The sequence below is a fragment of the Wohlfahrtiimonas larvae genome (genome assembly GCF_002006755.1).
In the GTDB taxonomy this organism is placed as follows: Bacteria; Pseudomonadota; Gammaproteobacteria; order Cardiobacteriales; family Wohlfahrtiimonadaceae; genus Wohlfahrtiimonas; species Wohlfahrtiimonas larvae.
Genome location: NZ_MVDO01000018.1, coordinates 1 through 12,502 on the forward strand (window position 1 = coordinate 1; position 12,502 = coordinate 12,502).

Genomic DNA, 12,502 nt, shown 5'->3' on the forward strand with positions numbered 1-12,502 from the left:
AATCCGTGCCATGTATAACTTAGAGCCATTAACATTGGAGCAGTATAAAAATGAAGATGGCACTCACACAAAATTGTTGAAAGATACAACGCCAGATATTTTATTGGATGAAAGTGTGAACATCATGAGTGATTACATCGAGCTTTTGAAACAGCCAAAAGCGAAGTAATCCACAAATTCAGATTCAAAAAAAATAGCCTCGGAAACGAGGCTTTTTTGATTGTTATTTTAATTATCTAAGTTGTTGATGAATTCAGCATAAAGATTTGGGAATCTATCAAAAAGATTATAAACCTTTTCAGCTAATTCATATTCATAGGCTTGTGATGATGTACTCATAGCAACAATTTGTTGCTGGTACAGCATATGGAGAGCACTTATTTTTAATATTTTATCTTCCATGTCTGTCAGTAGTATTCTAAATTTTCGATCTCTTTCTATATTTTTATAGAGAAAGTTAATTTGATTTTTTTCTTCTTTAGATAAATTGATTATGAAATCAAACAAATCTTGGGCTGCAATTTTTATTTTTCTGTCGAATTCTTCAATAAATTCATTAGGAATGCTTGCTCTAATTTTCTTGTATATCTTATTTTGATTTTTGGATAGTAATGTATATATATCAGGGCTGATCCAGTAATGATCACCGCCATAACTTGCACGATGAGAGATTTTAGAGTGATGGCAACACAAAATATTATTTTCTACTAATTCATTTAAAAAGTTCTGATATTGATTGTTTTGATATGAGCAATAAATTTCATTACCTTTAGGATGGTTTGTAAAAAAATCACATAATACATATTTGGCAGTATTTGTGCGATCCATTAGCTTTTTAATAAGGATATTTTTTTCGTTATTTTTTATACGATATTCTCTTGCTTTGCTATTTATCCACTTATAAATATTTATGAATCCATATATTAGAAGTAATATAAATGAGAATGTGCTACTTAACCAAAGCCAATCTTCTTCTAAAAATTTTGATAAGCTGGGTATTATTTTTTGAATAAATGGAATTGACAAGATCCAAGGAAAAACAAAAATAGCTCCTAAAATGGGCTTGGATGATGCTTTTACAGCATTAATAATAGATATTAAAATTTCCATTGAACCTCATCTGTCTTTAGTTTAAAAAGGATGACTGTATTGCTTTTACCGCTTTCTGCAAGAGCTTATCCTTTTTAGAATCACTCTTTTGGTGCAATTCAGGATAAGCGCGTAAGTTTTCAGTTTGTTTCATAAAGTTGGTAATATCTGCTGAGTTTTCTGTTTCATCATTGATAATGATTGGATTCAAATCCGCATGAGAACGATCATTCAAGCGCTCGATGATGTATAAAAGATTCAGCATTAACTTCACAGCCGTTGGCTGATCAATGTAGAAATATTCAATGTCACGCCATTTATCGATGATGCGTTCGCCATAATTCCATAATGAACTGAAAACGCCGCCAATCACAGCGCCAGTTGCAGAAGCAATGCCAAGTGTCGTCATACCGCTCACTAAATCAACGCCCACCATCATAGTAGCACCAGCAGCCGCACCTTTGCCAAATTGGATAGAGAATTGCCCAAATTCATCCAATGTAAACATATCTTGCGTGGTTGCACTGGCTTCTGTGTGCAAAGTGATGTACTGAATATCTTCACGATTGAAATTATAAAGCGCTAACAATTGATCAATGAATTGCTTTTCAAGCTTTGCAATTGCTGCAGCAATTTGTGCATTGATGCTTTGCGTATCAATTTGCTTGGTATCCGCTTTAACACGCAATGTCATTAGATCAAAATAGAAATCAGCGAGCAAAGTAAAGGCTTGTTCCATGCGTTCATTATCCAATGCATTTTGCGCTGTAATGAATGACTGAATGCTTTGATAATGTTCAGGGAACATAATGGCAATCTGTTCATATAAGCGCTGTTTACGTGGCAATAAAATTGTATCGAATTCTAGATAATGATGTAAGCCATTTGCTTTGAGTTCACGCTTCCAATCATCAATATATTGTGCGTTTTGCGTAAAATTCAAAATTGGCAAAATTGGAATATGTGTTTTGAGAAGTAGAATCAATTCATAATGATAGCGCGGTAAAAAAGGCTGACGAACATCGATGACATAAAAAGCAATGTCGCTTTTGAGCATTTGATTCAGCACTTTAAATTCTTGATCAAAATCTGCTTTGTAATGCGGATTTTGCATTAGTTCTAATAGAGCTTTTTTCTCATCAGATTTAGATGTTTGTAGGGAAGCACTTGGCATTAATTCCAAAATGCTCATGGCATCTTCAATACCCGGCGTATCCACAAAGTTGAAAGTGAAATCAAAAGATTGCAAAGAGATATTTGTGACATCAATCGTAGTTGCAGGCGCATTTTTAACTTCACCAAAATTGCGTTGTCGTGTCAAAGCGCGTACTAGCGATGTTTTGCCAGTATTTGTGTGGCCAACAATGGCAATGGTGATGTTATTGGATTTCATAATTTGCTGCTTCGCCTTCCACTAAAACGGATGATAAATGTTTGTGCCACATGGATTTTTGATAGTCATCCTGCGTTAATACATGAATGGTTGCATGTTCTGCTAAATTCAATAGGCGGATCATTCTTCTTAATAACCCACGATCTGGCATTAAGTTACCATCCACAAAGATATCTATTGTTTCAATGGGATCAGCTTTATGTTTGAGTTCAAACTGTTGAAATGTTTCAATGTCATTGAGCTTAATCACATCAGGGCTTAAACGAATCTGATCTGTAATATCTAAGGCTACTTGATAATTACCTTGACCATGTACTTCAACTTTGGGGGCGCGAATTACCAAAGGTTTTTCAATGGCTTGATCTAAAATGGTGGGCTGGCTGATGATTGGTGTTTGTGGTACTGAATGTAATAAACTACGTACAACGTAATAACCAAATACTAGAATGCGTGGTAATAAACCATGGAATAGAATCATGATAATTATCCATTTTGCCCATAACGAACGGGCAGCATCATCTAATCCATCTTTGATAAAACTTGCTTCAATGATTTTGTAATCAAAGTTGATTAATCCTAATTTTTCAGGGAAGAAATTCAAATAACGGATCACAGATTCTGTGATCTCTTTGCTTTCTGTGAATGTATTACCTAAATAGAAATCCACATGTTGAAAGGTAAATTTGAAGAAGAGTACAGCAATACTTGTGAGTAAAATTGTGATCCAAGTTGTGTTAGAAATCAATTGCACAATGTAACGAATTGGTAATTTACTTTGGAAAGTAACAGCTGAATCATTTTTAAAGATGAGATTTTTTAAACCAATGAATAGCTGGCTGAAAATAGAATGTGCTGTAGCTAAAGAAAAGATCAAAAATAGGGTAGATGGTAAAATTGCCACAAGCACAAAATAGATGGGATGCATTGGAGAAGTAATCATTGCACTGATCCCAAAGCTACTCGTGAAAATAGTTAAAATAATCCATAGGAAAAAGATAATGCGCCAGTGGCGCATTATTGGCTGGAGTTGCTGATTGTTCATGGATTTAAAAGCCATATTAGTCAATTATCTTAAAAATTAAAGTATTGTTTTCAACATGTGTTATCTCGATGTGAGCGCCTGCTTCAGCATCAGGTCCCTTGATGAGCCATGCGGTATCACCAATATTGAGTTTGCCATCATTATTCATAACTTTTGAATCTAACGTGAATGTCATGCCGATAAATTCTGAACCACGTGCTTGGTTGAGATTGTGTGTGATAGTGGATTGTGTGTTCGGGGAAACTTTTCTCATAATGAGAATCACGGTGATCACAGACAATACAGAAGTGATGGCGAAAAGAATTAATTCTGAATTTATGCTCATAGAGATAATCAAGGTGATCACGCCAACGAGCAAAGCACTGACGCCAAACCACATTAAGAACATCCCTGGTAAAAGCATTTCTAAAATGATTAGAATAATACCTACAGTGAACCAATTGACTAAAAATGCCATCGCTTGTGTTTCTCCAATATTATTTGCTAGAAGTTGATTTCACTAAATCTGCAATGCCTGCTAATGAGCTCACAACGCTTGTTGCTTCCATTGGCATCATGATAATTTTGCCATTATCACTTTCAGCGATTTTACCAAAAGCTTCGACATATTTTTGTGCAACAAAATAGTTGATGGCTTGAATGTTGCCTTCCGAGATTGCTTCAGAAACCATACGCGTTGCCGTAGCTTCTGCTTCTGCTAGACGCTCACGCGCTTCAGCTTCCATGAATGCAGCAGCTTTTTTAGCTTCTGCATCTAAAATGATACCTTGTTTTTCACCTTCAGCTTTCAAGATTTCAGCTTGGCGAAAACCTTCAGCTTCTAAAATGTTGGCGCGCTTTTCACGTTCTGCCTTCATTTGCCTTGCCATTGCATCCACAAGATCACGCGGTGGTGCAATGTCTTTAATTTCAATGCGGGTCACTTTTACGCCCCAAGGTGCGGTGGCGTGATCCACTACAGATAACAAGCGAGCATTAATGTCATCACGTTTGGATAATAATTCATCCAAATCCATGGAGCCCATCACTGTACGAATATTCGTCATAATGAGATTCACAATGGATAATGTTAAGTTATTCACTTGGTACGCAGCTTGTGCGGCATCGTTGATCTGAAAGAATGCAACACCATCTACACGTACCATAGCGTTATCACGAGTGATTACTTCTTGTGAAGGCACATCCATTACTTGTTCCATCATGTTCAGACGGCGCCCAATACGATCAAATACTGGCATGATGATGTTAATACCAGGATGTAATGTACGAGAATAACGACCAAAACGTTCAACCGTTGCTTGTTGTCCTTGAGGAATAATTTTTACGCCCATGAAAATAACAACGATGACTGCAACAACAATTGACAGAATAACAATGGACAGACCAGACATTAATGCTCCTTTTTTATTATTAAAATTTATTGAAGATGATTAAGCGCTGAATGAGTTCCCACAACCACAGGTTGTTGTCGCATTAGGGTTACGAATCACGAATTGCTCACCTTGAAGGTTTTGAACATAATCGATATCTGCACCTACTAAATATTGGTAGCTCAATGGATCCACCAATAATTTTACGCCTTGATTTTCAACTTCCACATCACCTGCTTCTAACTCTTCCGCAAAGGTAAATCCATATTGGAAACCAGAGCAACCGCCACCTTGAATATAAACGCGTAACATCAAGTTTGGATTCTCTTCATCATCAATCAATGATTTAACTTTCAATGCTGCTGCATCTGTGAAATTGATACCTGTATCTGACATTTTTAAGCCTCCATGCAAATAATACTATTATAGGAGAAAACAGCACTGATTACACGGAGAGATATTTGACGATGGCGATTATCTTTTTTTATCTAAGAAATCTTGCCACAGTGGTAGGATTTTTTCTTCCACTAATGGCGCAAATTGTAGGGCAGGGATGTGATTGGGTTCTAACCAAATGATCTCTTCAATTTCTGCTTGTGGCTCTATGATTGTATTGGCAGGTAGTATTACGTGAAAGAGTTGTGATTGAATTCTGTAATCAGGCTCATTGGCAGCAGCTGCTTCATATTCTTGAATGAAAGTTGCATCACTTTCTTGAATATTTAGATCAATTTCTTCCTGTAATTCACGCACCAAAGCTTCTATTGCATTTTCACCTTGATCTATTTTTCCACCCGGCAACATGAATTTGGCAGTATTACGTTTACGTACAAGTAATAAGCGATCATCACTATCAATGATCATCGCGGCAGATAGGTAAAAATAGTTGGGTTTGCGTTCCATGATAAAATCCAATGCAATTTGAAAAAGACTATAAATGTTACGAAGAATACCAAAGAAATTAAAGGGCGAATTATGAGCGATGAGATGCAAAAAATTATTGATGAGTGTTATCAATACTTTCAATTATTTTAATCATCGTGATTATGATCATTGGCTTTGGCATGCAATTTTTATCTACAAAAGATAGCGTTGCTGAAGTTGAAAGCAGTGAACAGCTCAGTAACTACATTGATGAAGTAACTAAATGCCAAACACAAGCAGATAATAAGTAAGAGCTGTCAAAAGAGTGCCAAAAGATTATGAAGAAATAATTTATTGCAGGATAAATTGACTGATTTGTAAACCTTAAAATTCTTAGCTATAGTCATTCTTTTTAGAGGGAATGACTATGAAAGCGTTATACATCATTACAGGGGCATCAAAAGGCATTGGCGAAGCTTTAGCGAATCAGTTAGAGCAAGATAGTAATAATGAAGTATTACGCTTAGCACGTACCAATCCTAATGCATTGCCAAACTTAATTACTGTGGATTTAACGGATGAAACAGCAAGCGTTAAAGTGATGACTGATTGGTTAAAGCCTCGTTTAGAAATAGCAAAATCTGTAACTTTAATTAACAATGCAGGCACAGTTGAACCAATGGGCATTGTGGGTAAAATCAACGCTAGCCAATTATTACAAGCTTTGATGCTTAATGTTGGTGTTGTCATTGCATTAACAAGCGCATTTGTTACTTTGACAGATAATTTCGATGGTCAAAAGTTTGTGATGAATATTTCATCGGGTGCAGGGCGCAATGCTTATGAAGGTTGGGGTGTTTATTGCGCCACAAAAGCAGCAGTGGATCGCTTCACAGAAGTACTCATGAAAGAGCAATCTATCAAAGCAAATCCTGTGAAAGTGACTTCAATTGCGCCTGGTATTATTGATACTGGTATGCAATCCATAATTCGTAGTCATTCAGAAGAATATTTTCCAAATGTTGATCGATTCATTGATTATAAAAATACAGGAAAATTGAGCTCGCCAGAAGCAACTGCGGCAGCATTAATTAACTATTTGCATTCAGAAAAAATGGGAACTTTTGCAATTACTGACATCAGAGATTAAAAAGTATTTGTATTTGTAATTTGTCCTTGCTATTTTGCTAGGGTTGCGTTTTTTACACAGCAGGTTTATTTAACATTTTATAACATTATATTTTAGAGTAGAGATCTTTATGAGTTTATTAGTGCAAAAATTTGGTGGGTCATCGGTCGCAAACCTTGAAAGAATTCGTAACGTTGCTAATAAAATCAAAAAATTCAAAGACAAGGGGGATGATCTCATAATCGTTTTATCAGCAATGTCTGGTGAAACAGATCGCTTACTCAATTTAGCTAAGTCTATTGACCAGTTTCCGAATCAACGTGAGATGGATGTAATTTTATCCACGGGCGAACAAGTAACAGTTGCTTTATTGAGTATGACATTGAACGCAATGGGCATCAAAGCAAAATCTTATACGGGTACGCAAGCTGGTATTTTGACGAATAATGTGCACACTAAAGCAAAAATACAAAGCATTGCTGAGGATAGAATTCGTAAAGATTTAGATGATGGTTATGTAGTGGTAGTTGCAGGCTTCCAAGGCGTAACAATAGACGGTGAGATTACCACTTTAGGGCGTGGTGGCTCGGATACTACAGCTGTAGCATTAGCTGCACAATTTAAAGCAGATGAATGTCAGATTTATACAGATGTGGATGGTGTTTACACAACTGACCCAAGAATTGAAAAGAAAGCAAGAAAATTAGATACGATCACTTTTGAAGAAATGCTTGAATTGGCAAGTTTAGGTTCAAAAGTGTTACAAATTCGTTCAGTGGAATTAGCAGGAAAATATAACGTTCCTCTACGTGTTTTATCTTCTTTGTTAGAAGAGCCGGGGAATGGTACATTAATTACGTTTGAAGAAAAGGAACATTACGTGGAATCTGAAATTATTACAGGCATTGCGCTAAATCGTGACGAAACACAAATTACAGTTTTAGGTGTGCCAGATACTCCTGGCATTGCGTTTAATATTTTGGATGCCATCGGCCAAGAAAATATAGATGTTGATTTGATTGTGCAAAATATTAGCGAAGATGGCACAACAGATTTCACATTCACTGTGAATGCACCAGATTATGATCGCGCTTTAATGATTACGCAAAAAGTTGCTGATTCTATGAATGCAAGACAAGTTTTTGGCCGTACAGATATTGCTAAATTATCTATCGTAGGCGTTGGTATGCGTTCAAATAGTGGTGTTGCTAGTAGAATGTTTCATGCTTTAGCACAAGAAAAAATTAATATCCTAATGATATCTACCTCAGAAATTAAAGTTTCTGTCATCATTGAAAGCAAATATGCAGAATTAGCTGTTCGTGTATTGCATGATGAATTCAACTTACACATTGAACCATAAATATTAAATGAATCGAGAAGCGCACTTTCCATTATAATTGGTCAGTGTGCTTTTTTTTACCCACCATTTTATTCAATAGATATTTTCCATGGCTTTTCTTAAAAATTATTTGTCGTCATTAACCATTATCATTGGCATCATCATTGGTGGGCTTGTGGGTTATTTGCTGGGCCCTGAAGGTGTTATTTTGTCATTTTTTGGGCAAGCTTGGCAGATTACCTCGGCATCTTTTAAACCTATTGGGCAAATATTTTTGAATATGATGTTTGTCACAATTGTACCTTTAGTGTTTTTCAGTATTACATCATCCATCACTAAAACGAATCAAACTGTACGATTGAAAAAAATACTATTCAGCGCACTCTTTGTGTTTGTTGGCACAGCAACGGTGATGGGGGTTATTAGTTATTTTGGTTTTTTATGGTATGAACCTGTGAAGGGTTTTAACTTACAAGAATTAATGGAATTATCAGGTAAGGCTGTAGATATTCAGGCTGTGAGTTTGAGTGAAATGTTTGTCAGAACATTAACGGCTGGCGATTTCTTGGATCTATTCAGAAGAAATAATTTATTAGCGCTGATCATTTTCTCGATTTTCTTAGGTATTGCTATTGTTTTAGTGGGCGAAAAAGCAAAACCAATTGCCGCTTTATTAGAATCAGGCATGGAAGTGATTTTAAAGCTCGTTAAAATCATTATGTATGCAGCACCTATTGGCTTGGGTTGTTACTTTGCTGATATTGTCGGTGAATTGGGGCCAAGAATTGTGGGTGCTTATGCACAAGTTTTGGTGCTTTATATAATCCTCACAATTGTAGCTTTTTTTGGCTTAAATACAATTTATGCTTGGTTAGCAGCAGGTAAAGCAGGCGTTAAAGCATTCTGGTCAACGGCATTAACACCAGCATTGACAGCAATTGCAACCACATCAAGCGCTGCTTGTATCCCTGTAAATTTAATTGCAACGAAACAGATGAATGTGCCAAATGACATCGCTGAAACGGTGATTCCATTGGGTGCAAATACACATAAAGATGGCTCTGTCATGGGCGGCGTTTTTAAAATTTTATTTTTGCTCACATTGTTAGGTATTTCATTTGATACGCCAATGATGTTTCTAGCCGTGATTTTGGTTGCACTCTTGGTTGGCATTGTGATTGGTGCAATTCCAAGTGGTGGGATGACAGCAGAAGTTTTAATTTGTACTTTATTTGGTGTGCCGGTTGAATATGTTGGCATTATCTTAGTGATTAGTATTATCATCGATATCCCTGCAACACTTTTGAACTCCACAGGAAACAATGTATGTGCTATGTTAATTACCCGAATGGTTGAAGGTAAAAACTGGTTGCAGAAATCATTTTCATAGTTTTTTATTATATATTTAGCATCAAAGGTCATTATGTCAGGAAACAGCATTGGTAAGTTATTTACCGTCTCAACGGCTGGCGAAAGCCATGGCCCGGGCTTGGTTGCCATCATTGATGGTTGCCCGCCAAACATTGAATTAACAGCGGAAGATCTACAGTTTGATTTGGATCGCCGTAAACCAGGTACTTCACGCCATACAACGCAGCGCCGTGAAGCGGATTTAGTGGAGATTTTATCAGGAGTTTTTGAAGGTAAAACAACAGGCACACCGATTGCATTATTGATTCGCAATGAAGATCAGCGTTCTAAAGATTATGGCAACATTGCAGATCAATTTAGACCAGGTCATGCGGATTATACTTATCATGCGAAATATGGTATTCGCGATTATCGTGGTGGCGGTCGTTCTAGCGCGCGTGAAACTGCGATGCGCGTTGCAGCTGGTGCGATTGCAAAGAAAGTATTGGCAGAACAATTTGGTGTGAAAATCTTCGGCTATTTATCACAATTGGGGCCAAACAAGCCAACAGCATTTGAGCAATCTGTGATTGAAACAAATCCTTTCTTTTGGCCGTGCGAGGCGGATGTAGAAAATCTAGAAAACTACATGGATGCACTCCGTAAATCAGGTGATTCAGTGGGTGCTGAAGTGACTGTGATTGCTGAAAATGTACCCGCAGGATTCGGTGAGCCAATCTTTGATCGATTGGATGCAGAATTAGCACATTCACTTATGAGCATTAATGCGGTGAAAGGCGTAGAAATCGGCGATGGTTTTGATTGTGTTGAAGCATTAGGCACAGAGTTTCGTGATGAAATCACAAGTGATAATGGCTTCTTAAGCAATCATGCAGGCGGAATTTTAGGTGGCATCTCCTCAGGACAGCCAATTATTGCTAAAATAGCATTGAAGCCAACATCAAGTTTGCGTTTAGAAGGACGTAGTGTGAATGTGCATGGTGAGGATGTAACGGTAGTAACGAAAGGCCGTCATGATCCTTGCGTCGGCATTCGTGCAACGCCCATTGCAGAAGCAATGATGGCGATTACATTATTGGATCATGCACTTCGTCATCGTGCACAAAATCAAAAATTTTAGGAGAAAAAAATGACAACCGTTAATCCTTTGTATCGTCCTCGTCGTTTGCGTCGTAATACGGCGATTCGTCAATTGGTACAGGAGAACTTTTTTTCATTGAACGATTTAATTCACCCGATTTTCATCGAGGAAGGATTAACAGAAGCGATTCAGTTGAAAACATTACCGGGCGTTTATCGTTATCCTGAGTCACAACTAGAAGCAGAAGTGAAAGAACTTGCTGCGCTTGGCATTAAATACATCATGCCTTTTGGTATTTCTCATCATAAAGATTCTATCGGTAGCGATACTTGGAGTGATGAAGGTTTATTGGCGCGTATGATCAAAACGATTCGCAAAGCAGCGCCAGATATGATCATCATTCCTGACATCTGTTTCTGTGAATATACAGATCATGGTCATTGTGGGGTTTTGTGTGAACATGGCTATGTAAACAATGATGAAACGATTGCAAACTTAGGCAAACAAGCTGTAACAGCCGCAAGAGCAGGTGCGGATATGTTAGCGCCATCAGCAATGATGGATGGGCAAATCACAGCGATTCGTGAAGCATTGGATGAAGCAGGCTTTGAACATGTGAGCATTTTGGCGCACGCAATTAAATTCTCATCAGCGTTTTATGGTCCATTCAGAGAAGCAGTCAACTCAGAATTATCAGGCAATCGTAATGCTTACCAAGCGGACTATGCAAATGGTCGCCAAGCTATGATCGAAGCTGAATTGGATGAAGCAGAAGGCGCGGATATCTTAATGGTTAAACCAGGCACGCCATATTTGGATTTAGTTGCTCGTTTACGCCAACAAACAAACTTGCCTGTAGCTGTTTATCAAGTGGGCGGTGAATATGCGGCGATTAAATTTGCAGCATTGGCTGGCGCATTAGATGAAAAAGCAGTGGTTAAAGAAACGATGATCGGCTTTAAACGCGCAGGCGCAGATATCATTGTAAGCTACTACACAAAACAGATCGCAGAGTGGTTGCGTGATGGCGAAATTGATAGCTTGAGTAAGTAATTTTATTCAGGCATTAAAATCAAAGAAGCCCAATCATTGATTGGGCTTTTTGTTAATTATGAGAAGAAGGAGCTAAAGTATTTAAAGTTTTAATTGCACTGTTAATTAACGGAATACAATCGATTAATTGATTGTATGTGTTAATAGCTTCTTTTAGTTGTGGTTGGTAATGAGCTTTAATAGGCATTGCTTGCCAATCTAAAACACTTTTAAAATTTTCATAAGAATCTAGATATTCAGTATTCCGATATCCATTTAAATAATCAGTAGAAATTGCTAAAAGGCAACCTGCTAAAATTGAATGTTGATAGACATCATCACTGATTGATCTATTTTCTTCAGGAAACCACATACCATCGCCAAAGCCACCATGCTTAAAATGCGAAAAAAATTGTTGAGCTGATTGTGCTACAGCACATACAGTTGTTAATGTTTGGTTTGCTTCATTAATATTCATTACAGATACCTATGTAAGTTATACAGATAATTGATTGCAGAGTATATGGTGGTAGTTTTTTTGATTTCAAGATCAATTATTGAAAATATTTGACAGCCAACCCCCAGATGTGAATAATGCGCTCTCTTATTTATTCAACGTATCTTCACCAAGAAGAACCAACTAAAAAGGTGATACCAATGCTCGTGGCTTTAATCAACGCATAATACCGACAGCAATTTATTCAAATTGATTGTAAAAAATCTAATATCTATCGATACATTCAAATTTTACGTTTGAAGGTGAATTGTTGTCATTTTTATTCCATATCA

Annotated in this window: 13 protein-coding genes; 5 read left to right on the forward strand and 8 right to left on the reverse strand. The window is 37.1% G+C overall.

The features are described from left to right. Window positions 1-228: 228 nt before the first annotated feature. The 7 genes from BZK14_RS01000 to BZK14_RS01030 all read right to left on the reverse strand — a co-directional run bounded on the left by BZK14_RS01000 (window position 229) and on the right by BZK14_RS01030 (window position 5,797). Window positions 229-1,110 (reverse strand): hypothetical protein, encoded by an 882-nt coding sequence (locus BZK14_RS01000; protein WP_077924744.1) that lies wholly within the window; start codon window positions 1,108-1,110, stop codon window positions 229-231. A gap of 16 nt (window positions 1,111-1,126) precedes the next feature. Further along, window positions 1,127-2,482, reverse strand: coding sequence for a GTPase/DUF3482 domain-containing protein (locus tag BZK14_RS01005; protein WP_077924745.1), 1,356 nt, complete (start codon window positions 2,480-2,482; stop codon window positions 1,127-1,129). Continuing rightward, window positions 2,469-3,422 (reverse strand): DUF2868 domain-containing protein, encoded by a 954-nt coding sequence (locus BZK14_RS01010; protein ID WP_245831105.1) that lies wholly within the window; start codon window positions 3,420-3,422, stop codon window positions 2,469-2,471. Before BZK14_RS01010 ends, BZK14_RS01005 begins: the two co-directional genes overlap by 14 nt. A 118-nt stretch (window positions 3,423-3,540) precedes the next feature. Then, window positions 3,541-3,981, reverse strand: a complete 441-nt coding sequence (locus BZK14_RS01015) for an NfeD family protein (RefSeq protein ID WP_077924746.1) — start codon at window positions 3,979-3,981, stop codon at window positions 3,541-3,543. 19 nt (window positions 3,982-4,000) lie between these two features. After that, window positions 4,001-4,915, reverse strand: a complete 915-nt coding sequence (locus BZK14_RS01020) for an SPFH domain-containing protein (RefSeq protein WP_077924747.1) — start codon at window positions 4,913-4,915, stop codon at window positions 4,001-4,003. Window positions 4,916-4,954: 39 nt separating this feature from the next. Beyond that, window positions 4,955-5,290: an iron-sulfur cluster insertion protein ErpA gene (erpA, locus tag BZK14_RS01025; protein WP_077924748.1), complete on the reverse strand. Its 336-nt coding sequence runs from the start codon at window positions 5,288-5,290 to the stop codon at window positions 4,955-4,957. Between the two features lie 78 nt (window positions 5,291-5,368). Then, a complete protein-coding gene (locus tag BZK14_RS01030) occupies window positions 5,369-5,797 on the reverse strand; it encodes an NUDIX hydrolase (RefSeq protein ID WP_245831106.1) in 429 nt (142 codons plus the stop codon). Window positions 5,798-6,185: 388 nt separating this feature from the next. On the opposite strand from BZK14_RS01030, the gene BZK14_RS01035 reads away from it, so the two are divergent. The 5 genes from BZK14_RS01035 to hemB all read left to right on the forward strand — a co-directional run bounded on the left by BZK14_RS01035 (window position 6,186) and on the right by hemB (window position 11,734). Next, window positions 6,186-6,908: an SDR family NAD(P)-dependent oxidoreductase gene (locus tag BZK14_RS01035; RefSeq protein WP_077924749.1), complete on the forward strand. Its 723-nt coding sequence runs from the start codon at window positions 6,186-6,188 to the stop codon at window positions 6,906-6,908. A 109-nt stretch (window positions 6,909-7,017) separates the two neighbouring features. Next, window positions 7,018-8,250, forward strand: coding sequence for an aspartate kinase (locus BZK14_RS01040; RefSeq protein WP_077924750.1), 1,233 nt, complete (start codon window positions 7,018-7,020; stop codon window positions 8,248-8,250). 88 nt (window positions 8,251-8,338) lie between these two features. Further along, window positions 8,339-9,619 carry a dicarboxylate/amino acid:cation symporter gene (locus BZK14_RS01045; protein ID WP_077924751.1) on the forward strand — a complete coding sequence of 427 codons (1,281 nt, stop codon included), beginning with the start codon at window positions 8,339-8,341 and terminating at the stop codon, window positions 9,617-9,619. A 33-nt stretch (window positions 9,620-9,652) separates the two neighbouring features. Beyond that, the gene (aroC, locus tag BZK14_RS01050; RefSeq protein ID WP_077924752.1) at window positions 9,653-10,720 is read left to right on the forward strand and encodes a chorismate synthase; all 1,068 of its coding nucleotides are present in this window, start codon (window positions 9,653-9,655) and stop codon (window positions 10,718-10,720) included. Window positions 10,721-10,729: 9 nt separating this feature from the next. Next, window positions 10,730-11,734 carry a porphobilinogen synthase gene (hemB, locus tag BZK14_RS01055; RefSeq protein ID WP_077924753.1) on the forward strand — a complete coding sequence of 335 codons (1,005 nt, stop codon included), beginning with the start codon at window positions 10,730-10,732 and terminating at the stop codon, window positions 11,732-11,734. A 52-nt stretch (window positions 11,735-11,786) separates the two neighbouring features. Here the strand turns inward: hemB and BZK14_RS01060 are convergent, their stop codons facing one another. Beyond that, window positions 11,787-12,191: a hypothetical protein gene (locus BZK14_RS01060; RefSeq protein ID WP_077924754.1), complete on the reverse strand. Its 405-nt coding sequence runs from the start codon at window positions 12,189-12,191 to the stop codon at window positions 11,787-11,789. Window positions 12,192-12,502 lie beyond the last annotated feature (311 nt).